Origin of the sequence: Mycobacterium sp. G7A2, assembly GCF_041902445.1 — a bacterium.
Taxonomy (GTDB): Bacteria; Actinomycetota; Actinomycetes; order Mycobacteriales; family Mycobacteriaceae; genus Mycobacterium.
In genome coordinates this window covers 1,786,040-1,808,838 of record NZ_CP169251.1, presented here as the reverse complement: position 1 = coordinate 1,808,838, position 22,799 = coordinate 1,786,040, and the positions used below count along the sequence as shown (strand labels likewise).

Annotated in this window: 17 protein-coding genes; 9 read left to right on the top strand and 8 right to left on the bottom strand. The window is 68.5% G+C overall.

Annotated features, from left to right (window positions below; all coding sequences use genetic code 11):
- Positions 1-25: 25 nt before the first annotated feature.
- Together ACEWX3_RS08865 and ACEWX3_RS08860 are read left to right on the top strand one after the other, a co-directional pair.
- A complete protein-coding gene (locus tag ACEWX3_RS08865) occupies positions 26-1,267 on the top strand; it encodes a cytochrome P450 (RefSeq protein ID WP_374159209.1) in 1,242 nt (413 codons plus the stop codon).
- On the top strand, positions 1,267-1,854 hold the full coding sequence (locus ACEWX3_RS08860) for a TetR/AcrR family transcriptional regulator (protein ID WP_207066919.1): 588 nt from the start codon (positions 1,267-1,269) through the stop codon (positions 1,852-1,854). Before ACEWX3_RS08865 ends, ACEWX3_RS08860 begins: the two co-directional genes overlap by 1 nt.
- A 36-nt stretch (positions 1,855-1,890) precedes the next feature.
- Here the strand turns inward: ACEWX3_RS08860 and ACEWX3_RS08855 are convergent, their stop codons facing one another.
- The 3 genes from ACEWX3_RS08855 to ACEWX3_RS08845 form a co-directional block, all read right to left on the bottom strand.
- A complete protein-coding gene (locus tag ACEWX3_RS08855) occupies positions 1,891-2,607 on the bottom strand; it encodes a siderophore-interacting protein (protein WP_374159208.1) in 717 nt (238 codons plus the stop codon).
- Between the two features lie 69 nt (positions 2,608-2,676).
- Positions 2,677-3,846 (bottom strand): acyltransferase family protein, encoded by a 1,170-nt coding sequence (locus tag ACEWX3_RS08850; RefSeq protein WP_374159207.1) that lies wholly within the window; start codon positions 3,844-3,846, stop codon positions 2,677-2,679.
- Entirely contained in the window at positions 3,843-5,540 is a 1,698-nt protein-coding gene (locus ACEWX3_RS08845; protein ID WP_221362379.1) for a DEAD/DEAH box helicase, read from the bottom strand. The genes ACEWX3_RS08850 and ACEWX3_RS08845 overlap by 4 nt, the downstream gene beginning before the upstream one ends.
- An 86-nt stretch (positions 5,541-5,626) precedes the next feature.
- On the opposite strand from ACEWX3_RS08845, the gene ACEWX3_RS08840 reads away from it, so the two are divergent.
- The 3 genes from ACEWX3_RS08840 (at position 5,627) to ACEWX3_RS08830 (ending at position 11,204) form a co-directional block, all read left to right on the top strand.
- Positions 5,627-6,190 carry an LppP/LprE family lipoprotein gene (locus tag ACEWX3_RS08840; RefSeq protein WP_374159206.1) on the top strand — a complete coding sequence of 188 codons (564 nt, stop codon included), beginning with the start codon at positions 5,627-5,629 and terminating at the stop codon, positions 6,188-6,190.
- A 116-nt stretch (positions 6,191-6,306) separates the two neighbouring features.
- On the top strand, positions 6,307-9,798 hold the full coding sequence (locus tag ACEWX3_RS08835) for a TM0106 family RecB-like putative nuclease (RefSeq protein ID WP_374159205.1): 3,492 nt from the start codon (positions 6,307-6,309) through the stop codon (positions 9,796-9,798).
- An 11-nt stretch (positions 9,799-9,809) separates the two neighbouring features.
- Complete coding sequence (locus ACEWX3_RS08830; RefSeq protein ID WP_374159204.1) at positions 9,810-11,204, top strand: NAD(P)/FAD-dependent oxidoreductase; 1,395 nt, start codon at positions 9,810-9,812, stop codon at positions 11,202-11,204.
- A 1-nt stretch (position 11,205) separates the two neighbouring features.
- On the opposite strand, the gene ACEWX3_RS08825 is transcribed toward ACEWX3_RS08830, so the two are convergent.
- Entirely contained in the window at positions 11,206-12,972 is a 1,767-nt protein-coding gene (locus ACEWX3_RS08825; protein ID WP_374159814.1) for an MFS transporter, read from the bottom strand.
- Positions 12,973-13,185: 213 nt separating this feature from the next.
- Positions 13,186-14,457 carry a multidrug effflux MFS transporter gene (locus ACEWX3_RS08820; protein WP_374159203.1) on the bottom strand — a complete coding sequence of 424 codons (1,272 nt, stop codon included), beginning with the start codon at positions 14,455-14,457 and terminating at the stop codon, positions 13,186-13,188.
- A 179-nt stretch (positions 14,458-14,636) separates the two neighbouring features.
- Here ACEWX3_RS08820 and ACEWX3_RS08815 point away from each other — a divergent pair, with 179 nt between their 5' ends.
- Complete coding sequence (locus tag ACEWX3_RS08815) at positions 14,637-15,380, top strand: hypothetical protein (protein ID WP_207066925.1); 744 nt, start codon at positions 14,637-14,639, stop codon at positions 15,378-15,380.
- A gap of 278 nt (positions 15,381-15,658) precedes the next feature.
- Positions 15,659-19,462: a multifunctional oxoglutarate decarboxylase/oxoglutarate dehydrogenase thiamine pyrophosphate-binding subunit/dihydrolipoyllysine-residue succinyltransferase subunit gene (locus ACEWX3_RS08810; RefSeq protein WP_374159813.1), complete on the top strand. Its 3,804-nt coding sequence runs from the start codon at positions 15,659-15,661 to the stop codon at positions 19,460-19,462.
- 156 nt (positions 19,463-19,618) lie between these two features.
- Here the strand turns inward: ACEWX3_RS08810 and ACEWX3_RS08805 are convergent, their stop codons facing one another.
- Complete coding sequence (locus ACEWX3_RS08805) at positions 19,619-20,059, bottom strand: RidA family protein (protein WP_374159202.1); 441 nt, start codon at positions 20,057-20,059, stop codon at positions 19,619-19,621.
- Between the two features lie 65 nt (positions 20,060-20,124).
- Between ACEWX3_RS08805 and ACEWX3_RS08800 the strand changes: the two genes are divergently transcribed.
- Positions 20,125-20,619 carry a MarR family winged helix-turn-helix transcriptional regulator gene (locus ACEWX3_RS08800; RefSeq protein ID WP_374159201.1) on the top strand — a complete coding sequence of 165 codons (495 nt, stop codon included), beginning with the start codon at positions 20,125-20,127 and terminating at the stop codon, positions 20,617-20,619.
- Between the two features lie 9 nt (positions 20,620-20,628).
- Here the strand turns inward: ACEWX3_RS08800 and ACEWX3_RS08795 are convergent, their stop codons facing one another.
- Positions 20,629-20,985, bottom strand: a complete 357-nt coding sequence (locus ACEWX3_RS08795) for a DUF732 domain-containing protein (protein ID WP_221362404.1) — start codon at positions 20,983-20,985, stop codon at positions 20,629-20,631.
- 132 nt (positions 20,986-21,117) lie between these two features.
- On the opposite strand from ACEWX3_RS08795, the gene ACEWX3_RS08790 reads away from it, so the two are divergent.
- A complete protein-coding gene (locus ACEWX3_RS08790; protein ID WP_207066929.1) occupies positions 21,118-21,948 on the top strand; it encodes an SDR family oxidoreductase in 831 nt (276 codons plus the stop codon).
- A 2-nt stretch (positions 21,949-21,950) separates the two neighbouring features.
- Here the strand turns inward: ACEWX3_RS08790 and ACEWX3_RS08785 are convergent, their stop codons facing one another.
- Positions 21,951-22,757 carry a glycine betaine ABC transporter substrate-binding protein gene (locus tag ACEWX3_RS08785; RefSeq protein ID WP_374159812.1) on the bottom strand — a complete coding sequence of 269 codons (807 nt, stop codon included), beginning with the start codon at positions 22,755-22,757 and terminating at the stop codon, positions 21,951-21,953.
- Positions 22,758-22,799: the final 42 nt, after the last annotated feature.

Here is a 22,799-nt window from a genome sequence, read left to right as displayed (position 1 = left end):
GCGCTACATGTCGTACCCATAAGACATGACAGCGATGTTGTCTCAAGACTCCCCGGCGCGGTTCCAGCTCGCCGATGCCAGCACCTGGCCGAACCCGTGGCCGATGTACCGCGCGCTGCGCGACCATGACCCCGTCCATCACGTGGTCCCCGATACCCACCCCGAAAACGACTACTACGTGCTGTCCCGGCACGCCGACATCTGGGCCGCCGCTCGTGACCACGAAACGTTCTCGTCGGCGAAAGGCCTGACGGTCAACTACGGCGAGCTGGACCTGATCGGGTTGGCGGACAACCCGCCGATGGTCATGCAGGATCCTCCGGTACACACCGAGTTCCGCAAGCTGGTCTCCCGCGGCTTCACCCCGCGCCAGGTGGAAGCCGTCGAACCGAAGGTCCGCGAGTTCGTCGTCGAGCGCATCGAGCGCATGCGCGCCCACGGCGGCGGGGACATCGTCGCGGAACTGTTCAAGCCGCTGCCGTCGATGGTGGTGGCGCACTACCTGGGCGTGCCGGAGGCGGACCGCGGAAAGTTCGACGGCTGGACCGACGCGATCGTGGCGGCCAGCACCGCCGAGGGCGGCGTCGGCGGCGCGCTCGGCACAGTCGGCGATGCACTCGGCGAGATGATGGGCTATTTCACCGCGCTGATCGAGCGTCGGCGCACCGAGCCCGAGGACGACACGGTCTCACATCTGGTTGCCGCCGGCGTCGGCGCCGACGGCGACATCTCCGGGGTGCTGTCGATCCTGGCGTTCACGTTCACGATGGTGACCGGCGGCAACGACACGACGACCGGCATGCTCGGTGGGTCGGTCCAGCTGCTGCACCAGCGCCCCGACCAGCGACGCCTGCTGGTCGAGGACCCCGGCCTGATCACCGACGCGGTCGACGAGTTCCTGCGGCTGACCTCGCCGGTACAGATGCTGGGCCGCACCGTCACCCGCGACGTCACCATCGGTGACGTCACCATCCCCGAGGGCCGTCGAGCGATGTTCCTCTACGGTTCGGCCAACCGCGACGAACGCCAATACGGCTCGGATGCCGGCGAACTCGATGTCACCCGGCGGCCGCGCAACATCCTGACATTCAGCCACGGCGCGCACCACTGCCTCGGCGCCGCGGCCGCCCGGATGCAGTCCCGCGTCGCGTTGACCGAACTGCTGGCGCGGATTCCCGAATTCACCGTCGACGAGGACGAGATCGTCTGGTCCGACGGCAGTTACGTGCGTCGCCCGCTGTCGGTCCCGTTCACGGTGACCGGCTGATGGCCGGCGACTGGCTCGCGGCGCGCCGCACCGAGGTGGCCGCCGACCGCATCCTGGACGCCGCGGGTGAACTGTTCGCCGAGAAGGAGGCGGCGTCGGTCGGCATGCACGAGATCGCCTCAGCGGCAGGGTGTTCGCGGGCGACGCTGTATCGCTATTTCGAGAACCGCGAGGCGCTCTACACCGCCTATGTGCACCGGGAGAGCTACCGCCTGTACCAGGAGATGACCGAGCAGATCACCGCGCTCACCGATCCGCGGGAGCGCCTCATCGAGGGCATCCTGGCGTCGTTGCGAAACGTGCGCGAAAGCCCGGCGCTGACGTCGTGGTTCGCCACCACCCAACGCCCGATCGGCGCGGAGATGGCCGAGAACTCCGAAGTGATCAAAGCGCTGACCGAGGCGTTCGTGATCTCACTGGGTTCCGACGGGGACAATCCGGCCGCGGTCGGCCACCGCGCCCGCTGGCTGGTGCGGGTGATGACGTCGTTGATGCTGTTTCCCGGACACGACGACGCCGACGAGCGGGCCATGCTCGAGGAGTTCGTCGTGCCGATCATGTTGCCGAGCCGACAGGCGCTTCCGTGAGCCCGGCAGCCCCGGCGCCCTCGTGCAGCCGGTCTGTCAGGCGACCCAGTAGGCCTGCGCCTTGATCGACTTGCGGGGGATCTTGTAGGTCTCGCGCAGCACCTTGGCGACCGCGCGGGTGGTGCGGTTGTCACAGGCGACCCACCCGAAGTGGTCGGCGGCGTCGAACGCGGCCGCTTCGACGGTCTGCACCAGCGCCGCCCCGGCGTCGCGCCGATCCACCCACGTCACCTCGGCGTTGCGGGCCACCGGAAGTTGTTTGTCGTCGTCGTGGGCGGCTTCGAGGAAGACCCGCGCGGGCGCGTCGCCGATCGCCGCGAGCAGCGAGTTGATCGCCGGAAGCGAGGCGGTGTCACCGATGATGACGTATCCGGCGGGACGTGGTTCGGGCAGCGCGAAGTGGCTGCCCAGCACGGTGACCTCGATCGTGTCACCCGGCTGCGCCTGTTCGGCCCAGCGCGAGGCCACCCCGTCGTGCAGCGCGAACTCGATCTCGACGGTGTCGGCGACCGGGTCGGGGTTGACCAGCGTGTAGCCGCGCTGGTGCAGCTTGTCGCCATCGGGGAACCACATCCTGATCCACTGGGTCGGATGTGGCGACCGGTCTTCCAGCAAGCCGCCGGCGGCGAAGCTCAGCCGTACATAGTGCGGGCTGACCTGGGTGCGTCCGGTGACGGTCAGCTCGTAGTCGCCCGCGCGGAGCAGCTTGAGCACGGCGCCCGCGAACCCGCGCGATTGCTTCGTATCCGTCATGGCACCTCGATTCTCACAGCATTTGTTAGGCGAGCTTAACCTAACTCAACGAGAGAGCGGGCGGTGCCGTCAGGCCCGGACGCGGGTGAACCGGTGCAGCAGCCACGCCAGTGGGATCGTCACCACCATCGTGCCCACGAACAGCCACCACACCGATCCGGTGTAGATCGGGTAGCGCACGATCTCCACCATCACCAGCTCCATCGTGATGAGGTGAATGAGGAAGATCTCGTAGGAGATCTCACCGAGGAAGACCATCGGGCGGCTGGCCAGCAGCCGGGCATACCAGCCGCGCGCGGTCCCCCCGTCCCGGCGCGGCCCCAGCGCGAGCGGCGCCACCACCAACGTGGCGATCACGGCATAGAACGCGGTCTTGGCCAGCGCCTCACGCAACTCGGCCGGCGAGGTCGTCGGCTCCCCCGCGATCGGTGTCGACGCGATGAAGTAGCACGCCACCGCCAGCGGCACGCACACCCACGCGTAGGCGCGCACCCCCATCGGCTGCAGCGCCGCGAGCGCCATCCCGCCGACGAACCAGGCCAGATAGCCGGGCAGCCACAGCCGCGCCCCGTCGGGCAGCCAGTCCACGCTGTGCACCAACATCAGCCAGGCCGGAGACACCAGGGCCAGCACCACCAACCCCGACAACAGCAGCCTTGGACGCCAGCGCCGCCGGCACAGCACCACGAGCAGCAGGTAGGCCAGCAGCGGGAGCACCACATAGAACGCGACTTCGACAGCCAGACTCCACATCTGCGTCAGCCCTTGGTGCAGAAAGGAATACAGGTAGTCGTCGGTGTAGATCTGGGTGAGCGTCAGGTTGCGGAACAGGCCCTCCCAGGTGTGGCCGGGGTTGGGTCCGGCCGTCCGGAAGTGGTAGACGAGGTAGGCCGCGACCACGGTGACGACATAGGCGGGCATGATGCGTCGGACCCGGTGCCAGGCATAGCGGCGCACCGACGGCGCCGGGCTTCCGGCGAAAGCGGCGTTCACCCACGGCGAGAACAACAGGAAGCCCGACAGCACGAAGAAGATCGGCACTCCGATCTCCATGCGCGAGTACACCAGACCGACGTAGCCCTGCGGGTACTTCCCGGTGGTGTACGCGGCATGGGTGAGCACCACCAGAAGTGCTGCCACCGCGCGGATTCCGGTCAGCGACGCGACCCGCCGCGAAGTGGTCACCGATTCCAGACCGCCGACATCGTCGACACCGGCAGGCCTGGACGGCACCGTCACTTCGACTTGGGCTTCCCCCGATGCGGTTTGGGGCCGCGGTCGGCTTGCAGGTTGATGAACTGGCCCTGGATCTTGGTGTGCTCGAGCGCCTTCAGCGTCTTCCTGGACAGTTCGGCCGGTAACTCGACCAGCGAGTAATCCTGCCTGATCGAGATGTGGCCGAAGTCGCTGCGGTGCAGCCCACCCTCGTTGGCGATCGCGCCGACGATGGCGCCGGGAGCGACCTTGTGGCGCTTGCCGACCGCGATCCGGTAGGTCGCCAGGTCGCTGCGCCTCTCCCGCGGACCGCGTTGCTCGCCGGAGCGGGCCGGCCGATCAGCGCGCTCACGCCTCTTCTCCGGCGGCGGTTCGGTCATCAGGAACTCTTCGCCGTCGCGGCTCTGCAGCGCCAGCGCGGCGGCAATGTCGGCCATCGGCACGTCGTGGTCACGTTCGTAGGTCTCGATGAGCTTGCGGAACAACTCGATACCCGGCGACGACAACGCCGCGGTGATCGAGTCGCTGAACTTGGCCACCCGTTTCTCGTTGACGTCGTCGACCGACGGCAGCTGCGATTCGACCAGCTTCTGCCGGGTCACCCGCTCGATGGCGTTGAGCAGGTGACGCTCGCGCGGCGTGACGAACAGCAACGCGGTACCCGACCGCCCGGCGCGCCCGGTCCGCCCGATGCGGTGCACATAGGACTCGGGATCGTGCGGGATGTCGTAGTTCAGAACATGAGAGATGCGTTCGACGTCCAACCCGCGCGCTGCGACGTCGGTGGCGATCAGGATGTCGATCGATCCGTCCTTGAGCGAGTTGATCGTGCGCTCGCGCACCGCCTGCGGGATGTCGCCGTTGATGGCGGCCGCCGAGAACCCGCGGGCACGCAGCTTCTCGGCCACCTCTTCGGTGGCCTGCTTGGTGCGCACGAAGACGATCATCGCCTCGAAGGGCTCGACCTCGAGCAGCCGCGTCAGCGCATCCATCTTGCGCGGCCCGGCCACCTGCACGTAGCGCTGGGTGATGTTCTCGGCGGTCTGGGTCTTCGACTTGACCGTCACCTCCACCGGGTCGTGCAGATACTTGGCGGTGATCTTGCGGATGCCCGGCGGCATCGTGGCCGAGAACAGCGCGACCTGCTTGTACTCCGGGGTGTCCGAGAGGATGCGTTCCACGTCCTCGGCGAAACCCATCTGCAGCATCTCGTCGGCCTCGTCGAGCACCAGGTAGTCCAGGTGCGAGAGGTCCAGGCTGCCCTTCTCCAGATGGTCGATGACCCGCCCGGGGGTGCCGACCACGATCTGCGCGCCGCGCTTGAGTCCGGCCAACTGGGGTCCGTAGGAGCTGCCGCCGTAGACGGGCAGCACGTTGACCCGCAGATGCGCGCCGTAGCGGCTGAACGCCTCGGCGACCTGCAGTGCCAGTTCCCGCGTCGGGGCCAGCACCAACGCCTGGGTGGCGCGGCTGTCGGTGTCGATCTTCGACAGGATCGGGATCGCGAACGCGGCCGTCTTCCCCGTTCCGGTCTGGGCGAGACCCACCACATCAGAGCCCTCGAGCATCGCGGGGATGGTGGCGGATTGGATCGGTGAGGGCGACTCGTAGCCGACGTCACCGACGGCCTGCAGCACCGCGGGGTGAATCTGCAGGTCAGCAAAGGTCAGGTCGCCGGCCAGATCGTCACTGTCGGGCGCCTCGTCAGAGGGCGTCATCGTGGGTGAAGTCTAGTGCCAATCGGCCGGCTCTCCCGCCGCGCGCCTTCTTCGGCGCCGTCGGGCGTCGGGTACGGTGCGCTGTTGTGCGGAGGACGGCGGTGATTGTGGCGGCGTCGGGCGCCCTGCTGCTGGCCCTCACCGGCTGCGGATCGGGAGATTCGACGGTGTCCAAGACGCCGGGACCAACGGCGCCGTCCCCGACGCAGGCCGACGCCCCTGCGCCGCCCCCGACGATCGACACCGCCGTCCCGGGCACCGCGCCCGCCGACGACCCGTGTGCGGTGAACCTGGCCGCCCCCGAGGTGGCCCGGGCCGTCTCCGAGCTTCCCCCCGACCCACGCAGCGGCCAGGGGTGGCGGGCCGAGCCGATGGCCGGCAACTACAACGAGTGCGCCCAGTTGTCGGCCGTCATCGTCAAGGCCAACACCAACTCCGAGAACCCGAACACCCGGGCGGTGATGTTCCATCTCGGCAAGTTCATCCCGACCGGCGTACCCGACACCTACGGCTTCAACGGCCTGGACAGCTCGCAGACCACCGGCGACACGGTCGCGCTGCAGTACTCCAGCGGCATGCCCGGCCTCGACAGCGTCGTCAAGTTCCGGTGGAACGGCAGCGGCGTGGAGCTGATCGGCAACACCGGCTGACTTTCTCGCCGCGCTGAAGTTCGCGAAAGAGGATTCCCGGCTGCAGATCAGGCCCAGATCACGACCAGGAATGCTGATCCGCGGGGGTGTCGGCGCGCTCCCCTACAGTGGCTCCCGTGTTCGTCGCCGGCGACAGCGGTCCTGTCATCTACAGCGCCTCCGACCTCGCCGCCGCGGCACGCTGCGAGTACGCGCTGCTGCGGTCGTTCGACGGGCGGCTCGGCCGCGGGCCCGCGGTGGTCGGCGATGACGAACTGCTCATCCGCACCGCCGAGCTCGGCGACGATCACGAGCAGCGCCACCTCGCCGGGCTGCGCCGCGACCACGAGGTGGTCGTCATCGGTCGTCCCGACTACACCGTCGCGGGCCTGATTGCCGCGGCCGAGCAGACGCTGCGCGCCATCGAGCGCCGCGCCCCGGTGATCTTCCAGGCCGCGATGTTCGACGGCCGCTTCGCCGGTTTCGCCGACTTCCTCGTTCTGGAAGACGGACCCGACGGCACACCCCGCTACCGGCTGCGCGACACCAAGCTGGCGAGGTCGGTCAAGGTGGAGGCGCTGCTGCAGATGGCGGCCTATGCCGAGACCCTGGCCGGAGCCGGAGTTGCGGTGGCCCCCGAGGTCGACCTCGTCCTCGGGGACGGCACCGCGGTCAGCTATCCCCTCGATGAGATCACGCCGGTGTACCGCCCGCGCCGCGACGCGCTGCAACGCCTGCTCGATACCCACCACGCCGGCGGCAGGCCGGTGGCCTGGGAGGACGACACCGTGCGGGCGTGTTTCCGGTGCGCCGAATGCGAGGCTCAGGTCCGGGCCACCGACGATCTGCTGCTGGTCGCCGGCATGCGGGTCAGCCAGCGCGCGCGGCTGATCGATGCCGGGATCACGACCGTGCACGACCTGGCGGCGCACAGCGGGCCGGTGCCGGAACTGGCGACCCGCACCGTGGCGGCGCTGACCGAGCAGGCCCGGCTGCAGGTGACCGACCGGCCCGACGGACTGCCGCCGTACCGCGTGGTCGACGCCCAGCCCTTGATGGTGCTGCCCGACGCGGACAAGGGCGACCTCTTCTTCGACTTCGAGGGTGACCCGCTGTGGACGGCCGACGGGCACGAATGGGGATTGGAGTACCTGTGGGGCGTGCTCAGCATCACCGATGAGTTCCATCCCTTCTGGGCCCACGACCGCGCCGAGGAACGTCAGGCGTTGTGCGACTTCCTGACCCTGGTGCGCAAGCGGCGCAAGCGTCATCCGGGCATGCACATCTACCACTACGCGGCCTACGAGAAGAGCACGCTGCTGCGGCTGGCCGGCCGCTACGGGGTCGGCGAGCAGGAGGTCGACGAACTGCTGCGCGACGGCGTGCTCGTCGATCTGTATCCCTTGGTGCGCAAGAGCATCCGGGTGGGTACCGAGAACTACAGCATCAAGAGTCTCGAGCCGCTCTACATGGGCAACGAGCTGCGCGACGGCGAGGTCACCACCGCGACGGCGTCGATCACCGAGTACGCCCGGTTCTGCGAGCTGCGCGACGCCGCAGACGCCGACGGCGCCGCGACGGTCCTGAAAGCCATCGAGGACTACAACCGCTACGACTGCCGCTCCACCCGTCGGCTGCGGGACTGGCTGATGGCGCGCGCCATCGAATCCGGGGTGCCTCCCCGCGGCCCGCAGACGATCGCGCGCGGCGCCGACACCGCCGACCCCGCCCCCGTCGACGACGTCGAGCGGACACTGCTCAAATTCGCCGGGGACGGCGTCGAGGCCCGTAATCCTGAACAGATCGCCGTCGCGATGTACGCCGCGGCCAAGGGCTTCCACAAGCGCGAGGACAAGCCGTTCTGGTGGTCACACTTCGACCGGGTCAACAATCCGGTGGAGGAATGGGCCGACAGCAGTGGCGTGTTCATCGCCGAGCGGCACGAGGTCGTCGCCGACTGGCACACCCCGCCGAGGGCGCGCCGTCCGCAGCGGCACCTGAAGCTGTTCGGCGGTATCGCCTCCGGTGAGCTGTCCCGCGAGATGTATGCGCTCTACGACCCGCCCGCACCGCCGGGGCTGGCCGACGATCCGGACCGCCGCGGCTTCGCCTCGGTGGCGGTTCTCGAGTCCGACGACCCCGACGTCCCCAGCGAGGTGGTGATCGTCGAACGCCAACCCAAGGACGGCGAGCCGTTCACCGCCGCGCCGTTCGCGTTGACGCCGGGACCGCCGATCAACACCGCGCCGCTGCAGGAGTCGATCGCGGTGGCCGCGGCGGCGGTGGCCGAGCGTCTGCCCACACTGGCCCCGTGCGCGGTGACCGACGTGCTGCTGCGGATCGATCCGCGGACCCGTAGCGGACACCCGTTGCCCCGCACCGGCGACATCGTCGCCGACATCACCGGTGCGCTGCTCGACCTCGACGACTCGTATCTGGCCGTGCACGGGCCGCCGGGCACCGGCAAGACGTACACCTCCGCCCAGGTGCTGGCGACGCTGGTCAACCGCCACCACTGGCGCATCGGGGTGGTCGCCCAGTCGCACGCCGTGGTGGAGAACCTGTTCGGCGACCTGCTGGCCGCCGGGGTCGCCGGGGACCGGGTCGGCAAGAAGCAGGCGGCCGGCGCGGCGTGGACCGAGCTGGGCCGAGACCAGTACGCGGAGTTCATCACCGGGCGCGACGGATGCGTCGTCGGCGGGACGGCGTGGGACTTCGCCAACGCCAACAGGATCGCACCGCAGAGCCTGGATCTGCTGGTCATCGAGGAGGCCGGGCAGTTCAGCCTCGCCAACACCATCGCGGTGTCCCGAGCGGCCCGCAACCTGTTGCTGCTCGGGGATCCGCAACAGCTGCCGCAGGTCAGCCAGGGCACCCACCCCGAACCGGTGGACGGCTCGGCTCTGGGCTGGCTGATCGACGGGCACCACACCCTGCCGCTGCGACGCGGCTACTTCCTGGACCGCTCCTACCGCATGCATCCCGACGTGTGCCGGGCCGTGTCACGTCTGTCCTACGACGGACGGTTGCGCTCGCACGACCAGGTCACTGCCGCCCGCCGGCTCGACGGGGTGCCGCCGGGGGTACAGGTGCTGACCGTCGAGCACACCGGCAACGCCACCGAGAGCCCCGAGGAAGCCGCGGCGATCGTCGCGGGGATCCGCGGACTACTCGGCGTGCCGTGGACCGACGAGAAGGGCACCCGGCCGCTGGGGCCGTCCGACTTCCTCGTCGTCACCCCCTACAACGCGCAGGTCGTCACCGTGCGTCGCCGGCTCGACGACGCCGGGCTCGGCGAGGTGCGGGCCGGCACGGTCGACAAGTTCCAGGGTCAGCAGGCCCCGGTGGTGTTCGTCTCGATGACCGCATCCTCGATCGACGACGTCCCCCGCGGGATCGCGTTCCTGCTCAACCGCAACCGCCTCAACGTCGCCGTCAGCCGGGCCAAGTACGTCGCGGTCATCGTCCGGTCAGCGCAGTTGACCGACTATCTTCCCGGCACCCCCGACCGGCTGGTCGAACTGGGCGCCTTCCTCGCGCTGGGAACCGCCGGCGCCGACACCACCGCTCTGCCCGACGTCACGCACGATCTCGCCGGGCGCCCGAATCCCGCCACCGCGTTCGGTTAGCGTGATGGCCCATGCCCGGCATCGAAGCTGACTACCTGGTCATCGGGGCGGGCGCCATGGGGATGGCGTTCGTCGACACACTGCTGACCGAAACGGACGCCACCGTCGTGCTCGTCGACGGCAATCTGCAGCCCGGCGGGCACTGGAACTGGGTCTATCCGTTTGTGCGGCTGCACCAGCCATCGGCTTACTACGGCGTGAACTCCGAGGCGTTCGACAACGAGGACGCCATCGACCGGGCGGGCCCCAACGAGGGCTTCTTCGAGCTGGCCACGGGTAACGAGGTGTGCGCCTACTACGACCGGGTGATGCGCCACCGGCTGCTGCCGACCGGGCGGCTGTCGTACTTCCCGATGGCCCGCTACCTGGGTGACAACACGTTCCGCACCCTCGGCGGACAGACCCACACGGTGACGGTGCGCCGTCGGGTGGTCGATGCGACCTATCTGCTCACCGAGGTGCAGTCGATGCGCTCGGCCCCGTTCGAGGTCGGTGACGGCGTCGACGTGGTCACCCCCAACGAACTGCCGAAACACGCCCGCGACCACGAGCACTTCACGATCGTCGGCGGCGGCAAAACCGGGATGGACTGCTGCCTGTGGCTGATGCGCAACGGCGTCGCTCCTGCGCAGCTGCGCTGGGTGAGGCCGCGCGAGGCGTGGCTGATGAACCGGGCCTACATCCAGCCGGGTCAGCAGTTCGCCAAGCAGATCCGGGGAACCATCAACACCCGGCTGGCCGCGATCACCGAGGCCGCCGACCTCGACGACCTGTTCGCCCGGCTGGAAGCCGACCAGAACCTGCTGCGCCTCGACCCCACGGTGCGGCCCACCATGTACCACTGCGCGATCGTGTCCCTCGGAGAGCTCGCCGAACTGCGGCGCATCGACGACGTCGTGCGACTGGGGCACATCGACCGGGTCGATGAGGGTCGGGTGGTGCTGCGCGGCGGCGAGATCGACGCACCGCCGCGGTCGCTGTACGTCGACTGCACCACTCCGGGCCTGCCCCGCCCTCCCTCGGTGCCCGTGTTCGCCGATCGGCACCTGACGCTGCAGAGCGTGCGGGGATGTCAGCAAGTGTTCAGTGCGGCGTTCATCGCCCATGTCGAGACCGCCTACGGCGACGACGCCGTCCGCAACGAGTTGTGCGAACCCATTCCGCATCCGGACACGCCGGTCGATTGGTTGCGGATTCTGGCCGCCGACAACCGCGCGCAGCTGCGGTGGCTGCAGGACCCCGAGCTGATGGATTGGCTGCAGTCGGCGCGACTCAACGTGCTACGCGACGTCATTCCCCCCATCCCGGACAAGCCGAGGATTCGCGAGAAGGCCATCGGCGCGCTGACGGCAGTGCTGGCCAAGACCAACGAACGACTCGACTCGCTGATGGACGCGGCTCGCTGACTCAGTCCGCTGCCCGCGAGTGCCTGCCGTAGCCGGTGGGTCCGTCACCGAGATCCTCCCGCTCGGCGGCGGCCAGCAGCTGCTCGGCGATGCTGCGCCATTCCGGCTGGTCCGCCGCCGTCGACCGAGCCGCGGGCGGCGCGCCGACCAGCGGTTCGGTGACCGCCTCGGTGACCGTTTCGTCGTCGCCGCCTCGGCCGTTGCCGCTGTGCCCGTCCCAGTGGACGAGGTACTCGACATAGTCGTCGTCATCGTCGGCGAACTCGCCATCGTCGGCATGGTCGACATGGTGGGCAGGGCCGGCAGGAGCGGCCAGGCCGGCAGGGTTTGCGAGGCTGGCAGGGTCGGCATCGCCGGAGTGGTCGGACCCGGGAACCGGTGTCGGTGTGGCGCGCGTGCGGACGAATCCCAGCAGGAACAGAGCCGCCACCACCCCGAACAACGCGACGAACGCCGGCAGCAGCATGGCCTGCGACATCGCCGCAGCGAACGGCGCGTGCAAGAACTCCGGCAGCTGGGCCGCCGCACCTTCCCCACGTGGCGCCGCATCGGCTCCACCCGGGATCTCGGCCGACAGTCGGGACGCCAGGAACGCCGCCATGCCGGCGCTGCCGAGCACCGACCCCACCTGCCGAGTGGTGTTGTAGACCCCCGAGCCGGCACCCGCCAGCTGCGGCGGCAGGTTGCGCGTGGCGGTGGCGGCCAGCGGTGACCAGATGAACGCCATCCCGATGCCCAGCGCGGTCAGCGGCAACACGAGTCGCCAGATGGGCGTCGTCGGGGTCATCTCGATGGACAGCCACGTCAACCCGATCGCGATCACGGAGAAACCGAATCCGACAACCGGGCGCGGATGGGAGCGATCGACGATGCGACCGACGAGCGGCGCCAGCACACCGGTCGCGACCGCCATGGGGGCGGTGAGCAGCGCAGCGCGGGTGGGCGTCAGACCACACACCGACTGGGCGTAGAACATCAGCGGCAGCAGCATCGACGTGGCGACGAAGCCGATGGTCGCGACACCCACATTGGACATCGAGAAGTCGCGGTCTCCGAAGATGACCAGCGGGATGAGCGGCTCACCGGTGTTGATCGACTGCCAGTACACGAACACCGCCATGGTCACCACGCCGACGGCGATGGTCCCCCAGATCCACAGCGGCCAGTCGAACGCCTGCCCTTCCTGCAGCGCGAAAACGATCAGGAACATGCCGACACCGGACAACACCACGCCGGGCATGTCGAAGCGGTGCGACACCGTGGGCAGGGTCGGGACCAGCCACACGGCCAGCACCAGGCCGACGATCCCGACCGGGACGTTGACGATGAAGATCCACTGCCAGCCCAGGTGATCGACCAGAACGCCGCCGGCCAGCGGACCGACCAGCGTCGCGACGCCTGCGGTGGCGCCCCACACGCTCATGGCCACCCCGCGGCGGTGCGGCGGGAAGATGCGGGTGATCACCGACAGCGTCTGCGGCGTCAGCAGCGCCGCGCCCACCCCCTGAACCACGCGCGCGGCGACCAGCATCCCGATGCTGCCGGACAAGCCACACCACAACGAGGCAGCGGTGAACACCACCAACCCCAGCAGGTAGACGTTCTTGGGTCCGTACCGGTCCCCGAGGCGGCCGGCCACCAGCAGCGGCACGGCGTAGGCCAGCAGATAGGCGCTGGTCACCCAGATCACTGCGTCGTAGTCGACGTTCAGGTGGGCCATGATCGACGGGTTGGCGACGGCGACGATGGTCGCGTCGACCAGGATCATGAAGAACCCGATCAGCAGCGCCCACAATGCGTGCCACGGGTCGGCGTCCCGGGCACGGGTGGCGGTGGTGTCGAGCAGCGGCAAGGTCGGCACGGAAGTCGGCGAAATCTCCAGCTAGAGGTCGAAGTACGCAGCGCAGGCCGCGAAATGGTCCGGCCCGACGCTACGGATCGGCGCGGGGCCCGACAAGTCGGTGAGCGTGGCGGCGGCGGGTCAGACGCGTTCAGTGTGGACGTCGGCAGCGCCGGCGGGGCGGACGCCCTTGTGCGCTCCGGTCAGCACCAGTGCCATCAGCGCGACGACGACGCCGGTGGCCATCACCGTCGCCATCGCGAACTCGTCATTGCCGAGCACACCGACGACGGGTGCGACGGCAGCGCCGAGACCGAACTGGGCCGCCCCGAGCAGCGCCGCGGCGGTCCCCGCCGCGTCGGGGTGGCGGGTGAGCGCGACCGCCGGTGCGTTGGGGATCACCAGTCCCATCGCGCCCAGGATCGCCCACACCGGCACGACGAATCCCGGCAGCCCACCGATCCCCGCGGTCGCCAGGCCCACGAACACCAGTCCCGACACCGACGCGGCGAACAACGCCCACACCATGATCTGCTGCGGGGGGAACCGGCGCAGGAGCACGACGTTGAACTGGGTCGAGCCGATCAACGCGATGGCCCCGGCGCCGAAGACGAGTGCGAACGTGCCCTGGCTCAAGCCGTAGCGACCCTGCAGCACGAACGAGGCGCCGGAGATGTAGGCGAACAGCCCGGACATGCCCAGCGCGGCCACGAGAACCAGGATCACGAACCGGACGTCGCGCACCAGCTCCAGGTAGGTGGCCAGGATGCCACGCACCTTCAGTGGTCGCCGGTGGCCGACGGCCAGCGTCTCCGGCAGCGCCAGCACGGCCATCACCAGCAGCGCACCGGCGAGCACGACCAGCGCGGCGAACACCCAGTGCCAGGAGGCGTGCAGCAACACCGCGGCGCCCAACGAGGGCGCGACCACGGGCGCCACTCCGAGCACCAGCATCAACCGCGACATCACGGTGGCCGCCACGGAGTCGGCGAACAGGTCACCGACGACCGCGATGGCGACCACCATGGCTGCGGCGGCCCCGACACCCTGCAACCCGCGGGCGATGCCGAGGACCGCGATGTTCGAGGCGAACAGGCACAGCAGCGAGGCCGCCATGTGCAGCAGGATTCCGGCGATCAGCGGTTTCTTCCGCCCCAGGGAGTCCGACAGCGGACCGACGATCAGCTGCCCCAGCGCAAGGCCGGCCAGCGTGCCCGTCAGCGTCAGCTGAGCCACCGAGGAGGACAACGACAGTTCGTCGGCGATCTTCGGCAGCGCCGGCAGGTACATGTCGATGGTCAGCGGGCCCAATGCGACGAGCAGGCCGAGGACGATGATCATCCGCGTCCGGCTCGGCTGGGCCGTCTGAGAGCGTTCGGGCTGCCTTTCGTCCACGTCCCGGAATGGTGCCATGAATATCGTTAGCGTCGCTTCCCAATATTTTCTTCCCGGTATCCCAGACAGTGACCGCGGTCACGTTCGGGCACCGGCTTTGCTGTGCCGATCGTTTCACCTGTAGCGGTTCAGGTGACAGGGACCAACCCGAGTGCCGTTAACCTGGTGATATCGCGCCGAAGGGAAGGGGCCTGCCGATGAGCGCCCGGTCACGCGCCAAGAGTCAGTCACCCGCGATCGATCAGGACGACCCCGGCGCGGCGGCCAAGGTCCTCTCGCAGATCCTGGAGCGCGGCGCGCGAGTGCAGGCGCCGGCCGTCAAGGCGTATGTGGCCAGGCTGCGCGCCGCCGATCCGAGTGCCACTCCCGCGGACATCGTCACCAGACTCGACAAGCACTACCGCGCAGCGGTCATGGCCAGCGGGGCCGCGGTCGGTTCTGCTGCCGCGTTCCCCGGCATCGGCACCTTGGTGGCGATGTCAGCGGTCGCCGGCGAAACCGTCGTCTTCCTGGAGGCGACTGCGGTGTACGTGCTCGCCGTCGCTGAAGTCCACGGCATCCCGGTCGACCACCGGGAGCGGCGACGTGCGCTGGTGCTGGCTGTCCTGGTGGGCGAAGACAGCAAGCGCGCCGTTGCCGACCTGATCGGCTCCGGCCGCACCAGCGGTGCATGGGTGTCCGACGGCGCGGCCACCTTGCCGCTGCCCGCGCTGTCGCAGTTGAACTCGCGGCTGCTGCGCTACTTCGTCAAGCGCTACACGCTCAAACGCGGGGCCATGGCATTCGGGAAGCTGCTGCCCGTCGGGGTGGGCGCCGTGGTCGGCGGCGTGGGCAACCGGCTGATGGCCAAGAAGATCATCGCCAACGCCCACTCGGCGTTCGGCACCCCGCCGGCACGCTGGCCGTCGACGCTGCATCTGCTGCCCGCACCGCGCCCCTGAGCGACCGCCTGCAGCGCTCGTTCACCCGCTCGACGGCATCAGTTCAGCCGCTCGGCGCCGACCCAGCGCCGACCACAATGACCATAAGGACGTTGCGTGGTCCGGCCGGAGGCAGAAGCGCTAGCCTTGTTACGGCGGAGACGCGGGACAACCGCACACCGGGTTGACAAGGGGTGGCCGGCCGCTGCGGGGCGCTGGCCAGAAGCGAAGAATTGAGGCGAATAGCAGCCGTGAGTTCACCTTCACCATTCGGTCAGAACGAGTGGTTGGTCGAAGAGATGTACCGCAAGTTCCGTGAGGATCCCTCATCGGTCGATGCCAGCTGGCACGAGTTTCTCGTCGACTACTCCCCCGAACCCACCGATGCCGCCCCCGGCAACGGCAAGCCCGCGACACAAGGGAACTCGGCGCCGACCGCTCCTCCCGAACCCGCGCCGGCGCCGGCCCCCAAGTCCGCAGGAAGCAACGGCACGTCGTCGTCTGCGTCGAAGCCCGCAGCGAAGCCGGACAGCAGGAAGGACGAGTCGAAGTCCACCTCCACAGCCGAGACGAAGTCCAAGTCCGAGGCCAAGCCGAAGAGCGAGAGCAAGTCCGAGAGCAAGTCCGACGCCAAGACCAAGCCCGCGGCCAAGCAGGACAACGCAGCGTCTGCCAAGGCTGAGCCGGCGAAGAGCCGGCCCGCAGCCGACGAGGACGAGAACCAGGTGCTGCGGGGCGCGGCCGCGGCGGTCGCCAAGAACATGTCCGCCTCGCTGGAGGTGCCGACCGCGACGAGCGTGCGCGCCATCCCGGCCAAGGCGATGATCGACAACCGCATCGTCATCAACAACCACCTCAAGCGGACCCGCGGCGGCAAGATCTCGTTCACCCACCTGCTGGGGTACGCGATCGTGCAGGCCGTCAAGCAGTTCCCGAACATGAACCGGCACTTCGCCGAGGTCGACGGCAAGCCCAACGCCGTCACACCGGCACACACCAATCTCGGGCTGGCCATCGACCTGCCGGGCAAGGGCGGTCAGCGGGCCCTGGTCGTGGCCGCGATCAAGAACTGCGAGACGATGACGTTCGGCCAGTTCATCGCGGCTTACGAGGACATCGTGCGCCGGGCCCGCGACGGCAAGCTCACCGCTGAGGACTTCTCCGGGGTGACGATCTCGCTGACCAACCCGGGCACCATCGGCACCGTCCACTCGGTGCCACGGCTGATGCAGGGCCAGGGCGCGATCATCGGCGCCGGCGCGATGGAGTACCCGGCCGAGTTCCAGGGCGCCAGCGAGCACCGGATCAATGAGGTCGGCGTCGGCAAATTGATGACGCTGACCTCGACCTACGACCACCGCATCATCCAGGGCGCGGAATCGGGTGACTTCCTGCGCACGATCCACAAGCTGCTGCTCGACGACGACTTCTACGACGAGATCTTCCGCGAGCTGGGCATCCCCTACGAGCCGGTGCGTTGGCGCATCGACAACCCGGATCCCATCGAGGACAAGAGCGCCCGCGTCATCGAGTTGATCGCGGCCTACCGCAACCGCGGTCATCTCATGGCCGACATCGACCCGTTGCGACTGGACAACACCCGCTTCCGCAGCCACCCCGACCTCGACGTCAACACCCACGGCCTGACGCTGTGGGACCTGGACCGGGAGTTCAAGGTCAACGGCTTCGCCGGGCAACAGCAGAAGAAGCTGCGCGACGTCCTGGGCCTGCTGCGCGACGCGTACTGCCGCCACGTCGGGGTGGAGTACACCCACATCCTCGAGCCCGAACAGCAGAAGTGGCTCGAGGAGCGCATCGAGGTCAAGCACGAGAAACCGACGGTCGCCGAGCAGAAGTACATCCTGAGCAAGCTCAACGCCGCCGAGGCGTTCGAGACGTTCCTGCAGACCAAGTACGTCGGTCAGAAGCGGTTCTCCCTGGAGGGCGCCGAGACCGTCATCCCGATGATGGACGCGGCGATCGACCAGTGCGCCGAGCACGGCCTCGACGAGGTCGTCATCGGCATGCCGCACCGCGGCCGGCTCAACGTGCTCGCCAACATCGTCGGCAAACCGTACAGCCAGATCTTCACCGAGTTCGAGGGCAACTTGAACCCGTCGCAGGCCCACGGCTCCGGCGACGTCAAGTACCACCTCGGTGCCACCGGAACCTACATCCAGATGTTCGGTGACAACGACATCGCGGTGTCGCTGGTGGCCAACCCCAGCCACCTCGAGGCGGTCGACCCCGTGCTCGAAGGCATCGTGCGCGCCAAGCAGGACATGATGGACGTCGGGGAAGAGCCCAACGGCTCGAACCAGTTCACCGTCGTGCCGATGATGCTGCACGGCGACGCGGCGTTCGCCGGACAGGGCGTGGTCGCCGAGACGCTGAACCTGGCGCTGCTGCGCGGCTACCGCACCGGCGGGACGATCCACATCATCGTCAACAACCAGATCGGCTTCACCACCTCGCCGTACGACTCACGGTCCTCGGAGTACTGCACCGACGTGGCGAAGATGATCGGCGCACCGATCTTCCACGTCAACGGCGACGACCCCGAAGCGTGCGTGTGGGTGGCCAAGCTGGCGGTGGACTTCCGGCAGAAGTTCAAGAAGGACGTCGTCATCGACATGCTGTGCTACCGCCGCCGCGGTCACAACGAGGGCGACGACCCGTCGATGACCCAGCCCAACATGTACGACGTCATCGACACCAAGCGCGGTGTCCGCAAGACCTACACCGAAGCCCTGATCGGCCGCGGCGACATCTCGATGAAAGAGGCCGAGGACGCGCTGCGCGACTACCAGGGCCAGCTCGAACGCGTCTTCAACGAAGTCCGCGAGCTCGAGAAGCACGAGATCGAGCCGAGCTCGTCGGTGGAGTCCGACCAGATGGTGCCCGCCGGAATGACCACCGCGGTGGAGAAGGCGCTGCTGCAACGCATCGGTGACGCGCACCTGGCCGCCGGCGAGGAGTTCAGCATCCATCCCCGCGTCAAGCCGGTGCTCGAGAAGCGCCGCGAGATGGCCTACGAAGGCAAGGTCGACTGGGCCTTCGCCGAGCTGCTGGCCCTGGGCTCCTTCCTCGCCGAGGGCCGGACCATCCGGCTGACCGGTCAGGACACCCGGCGCGGCACCTTCACCCAGCGCCACTCGGTGATCATCGATCGCAAGACGGGCAAGGAGTTCACGCCGCTGGATCTGCTGACTGTCGACTCCGACGGCAACCCGACCGGCGGCAAGTTCATGGTCTACGACTCGGCGCTCTCGGAGTTCGCCGCGGTGGGCTTCGAATACGGCTACTCGGTCGGCAATCCCGACGCGATGGTGCTGTGGGAAGCCCAGTTCGGCGACTTCGTCAACGGCGCGCAGTCGATCATCGACGAGTTCATCAGCTCCGGTGAAGCCAAGTGGGGGCAGCTCTCCGACGTGGTGCTGCTGCTGCCGCACGGCCACGAGGGCCAGGGCCCCGACCACACCTCGGGTCGCATCGAGCGGTTCCTGCTGCTGTGGGCCGAGGGATCGATGACAATCGCGATGCCCTCCACGCCGGCGAACTACTTCCACCTGCTGCGCCGCCACGGTCTCGACGGCATCCACCGCCCGCTGATCGTGTTCACCCCGAAGTCGATGCTGCGCAACAAGGCCGCGGTTTCCGACCTGAAGGAGTTCACCGAGGCCAAGTTCCGCTCGGTGATGGAGGAACCCACCTACGAGGAGGGTGACGGCGACCGCTCGAAGGTCACGCGCATCCTGCTGACCAGCGGCAAGTTGTACTACGAGCTGGCCAACCGGAAGAACAAGGACAAGCGCGACGACGTGGCGATCGTGCGGCTCGAGCAGCTGGCGCCGCTGCCCAAGCGGCGACTGGCCGAGACACTGGACCACTACCCCAACGCGAAGCAGTTCTTCTGGGTGCAGGAAGAGCCGGCCAACCAGGGTGCGTGGCCGACGATGGGGCTCACGCTCCCCGAGGTGCTGCCGGACAAGCTGACCGGCATCACGCGCATCTCTCGGCGCGCGATGTCGGCGCCGTCGTCAGGTTCGTCGAAGGTGCACGCCGTCGAGCAGCAGGAGCTGATCGACGAAGCGTTCGGCTGACCCGAGGCCTTTCCCTGCGAAGGCCGTTCCTGGCGAGGGCCTTTCCCCGGAAGGGCGCGCGTCTGCACGCCGACGCGCCGCGACCGCGCGGTCGCGGCCGGGGTGGCCAGCCGCGACCCATCCGCATGGTGACTTTCTGGTCAGGGCGCGGCTCGGCTAGGGCCTCGCTCCGAGGATCGCGGTGACCCGGATCTCCACGCGCATGCCCGGCGCGGCGAGCGCGGCGACACCGGTCTCGGTCCATATCGGTGCGTGGTCAGGCATCCACTTGCGCATCTGGGCGATCATGGCGTCGTTGTGCGCGTCGAAGATCGGGTCCGACCCGCTGGCCAGGTGATACGAATTCAGGTGGATCACGTCGCGCCAGGAGGCACCGGCGGTGGCCAGCGTCCGCTCGACGTTCTCGAAGGCCCGCGCGATCTCGTCTTCCAGCGAATCCGGAAAATTCAACTCGTCGTCCCAACCGCCCTGTCCGGAGATCTCGACCCGGTCCCCCACTCGCACCGCCTGGCTGTAATGCCGCTCCCTGCGCAACATCTCGCCGTACCCCGGCGTCACGAAGAACTCGACATCGTCAACTGACTTCACTTCATCCATGAAGTGAAAATACCCCGTATGACTTCACGTGTAAACTCATCTCCCGGCGACGGACAGGAGGCGCAATGCCAGGCACCGACGAACCGCGATGGCTCAGCCCCCAGGAGAAGGACGCTTGGACCAGCCTGATCTCGATGATCCTGCTTCTGCCCGGAAAGCTCGAAGCGCCGCTGCGGGAGGTCGACCTCACGCTGTTCGAGTACCTGACGTTGAGCCACCTCTCGGAAGCCCCCGACCGTCGTATCCGCATGAGCGAGTTGGCGTTCCTGGCCAACGGCTCGTTATCGCGGCTGTCGAATGTGGTCAAGCGTTTCGAGCAACGCGGGTGGGTCGTCCGCTCGCCGGACCCCGCCGACGGCCGCTACACGATCGCCGAACTCACCGGCGCCGGCCACCGCATCGTGGTCGATGCCGCACCGATCCATGTGAACTCTGTTCGCGAACTGGTGCTCGACCGACTCACCACGTCCGACAAGCAGGCCTTGACCCGGATCGCCGCCAAACTGCACGTGGTCAAGCGCAACACGGCCACCGGTAGCAGCTTGGAACCAGAAGCCTGACCCGATCGCTCAGCCCAGGAACGAGAACGGGCGCCCGTCGGTCAGCGCGGTCACGGCGCGGGGGCAGAAGATCTGGATCGCCAGACCGGTGAACATCGTCGCCGGCCCCAGCGGTCGGCCCAGCGCATCGGCAACGTCGGAGGCCACGTTGGCCATGTTCTGCCCCGGCTCGACCAGCATCGGGCACACCGCCTCCCCGACCCGCACCGCGGTGGCCGGGTCGATGCCACCCAGCCCGTAGTCGCCCAGCATCGCCAGGAACACGTCCGCACCGGTGTCGGCCTGCGCGGCAGGCGCCGAGACCGTCGCCGTGAGGGCGGTCGCCGCCAGCACGGAGGCGGCGACCGCGAGCTTGAAGCACGTCATACCGTTGATGTCGCCGGCACGGCCCACGGCATTACGCCGCGACCCACCCGGGCTTCGCCGGTACCCGCGGTACCGGCTAAACTGGGCGGCACTCAACACGCGTACAACAACGAGCAGCACGAGGGAGTGTCCATGGAAGGCTTCGCGGGAAAGGTCGCTGTCGTCACCGGTGCCGGGTCGGGTATCGGCCAGGCCCTGGCCATCGAACTGGGGCGCTCCGGCGCCCACGTCGCCATCAGCGACGTCGACACCGAGGGCCTGGCCGTCACCGAGAAGCGCCTCAATGACATCGGCGTACACGTCAAGTGCGACCGGCTCGACGTCACCGAACGCGAAGCGTTCCTGCTCTACGCCGACGCCGTCGCCGAGCACTTCGGCAAGGTCAACCAGATCTACAACAACGCCGGCATCGCCTTCACCGGTGACATCGAGGTCAGCCAGTTCAAGGACATCGAGCGGGTCATGGACGTCGACTACTGGGGCGTGGTCAACGGCACCAAGGCGTTCCTGCCGCACCTGATCTCCTCCGGCGACGGCCACGTGGTCAACGTCTCCAGCGTGTTCGGCCTGTTCGCCGTCCCGGGCCAGGCCGCCTACAACTCCGCGAAGTTCGCGGTGCGTGGCTTCACCGAGGCGCTGCGCCAAGAGATGGCGCTGGCCGGGCATCCGGTCAAGGTCAGCTGCGTCCATCCGGGCGGCATCAAGACCGCGATCGCCCGCAACGCCACCGCGGCCGAAGGCCTCGACCCCGGCGAACTCGCGAAGGCCTTCGACGCCAAGCTGGCCAGCACCACCCCGGAGAAGGCTGCCGAGGTGATCCTCGACGGCGTCCGCAAGAACAAGGCCCGAATCCTGATCGGCCGAGACGCCAAGATGTTCGAGATCGTCATCCGCGCTTTCGGACCGCACTACCAGTCGCTGTTCCCCAAGGTGGTTTCGCGGCTGGTCGGCCCGTCGCGCTGACGTCAGTTGCCGACGCCCAACGGATGCTCGTCGAGCCACCGGCCCGCGACCAGCCCCGGGTCGGCGCCCTCGGCCACTTGACGGCGCATGTCGGCCAGTGAGCCGGTGTCCAGCACACCCGCGATTTCGTTGAGCGCCAGCACCTGGGATTCGGTCAGCTCGTTGCGCCGGTACAGCGGGACGACGTTCTCGGCCCGCACCAGCGACGTGGTGTCGGCGAGCACCGCGACGTCCTCGGGGACATCCGGCGCGGCAGTGGTCGTCCACGCCGCGTCGACGTCGCCGGCCTGCAGCGCAGCGAACATCGCTGCATCGTCGGGGAATTCGCGCGGGTCGGACAGTCGACACGTGCCCAGCATCTGCGGAACCGACTGGCCGTCCACCGCGCCGACAGTGAGATCCGGGCAACGCGGCAGCACGTCGGACACGTCGTCGCCGGCCCACGTCTCGGCCGCCTGCTCGGTGACCGCCAGCGCGGGCTCGTCCTGCGCCGAGATCGTGTAGTCGCCGGCGGCGATCCCCTCGGGAAGTGACGACAGCAGGGTCCGGTAGACCTGCACCTCTGAGCGCGCCGGCGACTGGGGGTCGAGCCGGTGCAGCAGTCTGCCGGTGAAGACCGGCGCCACCGTGATGTCCCCCGAATCCAGCCCGCGCAACGGATCCTGCGCTTCCTGCACGTGGGCCGGGTTGCCGTAGAAGCGCAGCGCGGCGACGTACAGATGGGCCAGCACCTGCGACTCCGGATCCGACGACGCCCCCACGGGGATCGAGGGAGGCGGCGCCTGCCCTGCGCATCCCACCGCCAGCATCGCGACGAGCAATGCCAGGACCAGCCTCAGCCGGGCACTCCG

Bases quoted from the DNA above. Each gene is read 5' to 3' on its own strand.
- ACEWX3_RS08865 (WP_374159209.1), top strand. From the start codon at position 26: ATGACAGCGATGTTGTCTCAAGACTCCCCGGCGCGGTTCCAGCTCGCC.
- ACEWX3_RS08860 (WP_207066919.1), top strand. From the start codon at position 1,267: ATGGCCGGCGACTGGCTCGCGGCGCGCCGCACCGAGGTGGCCGCCGAC.
- ACEWX3_RS08855 (WP_374159208.1), bottom strand. From the start codon at position 2,607: ATGACGGATACGAAGCAATCGCGCGGGTTCGCGGGCGCCGTGCTCAAG.
- ACEWX3_RS08845 (WP_221362379.1), bottom strand. From the start codon at position 5,540: ATGACGCCCTCTGACGAGGCGCCCGACAGTGACGATCTGGCCGGCGAC.
- ACEWX3_RS08830 (WP_374159204.1), top strand. From the start codon at position 9,810: ATGCCCGGCATCGAAGCTGACTACCTGGTCATCGGGGCGGGCGCCATG.
- ACEWX3_RS08825 (WP_374159814.1), bottom strand. From the start codon at position 12,972: ATGATCCTGGTCGACGCGACCATCGTCGCCGTCGCCAACCCGTCGATC.
- ACEWX3_RS08820 (WP_374159203.1), bottom strand. From the start codon at position 14,457: ATGGCACCATTCCGGGACGTGGACGAAAGGCAGCCCGAACGCTCTCAG.
- ACEWX3_RS08815 (WP_207066925.1), top strand. From the start codon at position 14,637: ATGAGCGCCCGGTCACGCGCCAAGAGTCAGTCACCCGCGATCGATCAG.
- ACEWX3_RS08810 (WP_374159813.1), top strand. From the start codon at position 15,659: ATGTACCGCAAGTTCCGTGAGGATCCCTCATCGGTCGATGCCAGCTGG.
- ACEWX3_RS08805 (WP_374159202.1), bottom strand. From the start codon at position 20,059: ATGGATGAAGTGAAGTCAGTTGACGATGTCGAGTTCTTCGTGACGCCG.
- ACEWX3_RS08800 (WP_374159201.1), top strand. From the start codon at position 20,125: ATGCCAGGCACCGACGAACCGCGATGGCTCAGCCCCCAGGAGAAGGAC.
- ACEWX3_RS08795 (WP_221362404.1), bottom strand. From the start codon at position 20,985: ATGACGTGCTTCAAGCTCGCGGTCGCCGCCTCCGTGCTGGCGGCGACC.
- ACEWX3_RS08790 (WP_207066929.1), top strand. From the start codon at position 21,118: ATGGAAGGCTTCGCGGGAAAGGTCGCTGTCGTCACCGGTGCCGGGTCG.
- ACEWX3_RS08785 (WP_374159812.1), bottom strand. From the start codon at position 22,757: ATGCTGGCGGTGGGATGCGCAGGGCAGGCGCCGCCTCCCTCGATCCCC.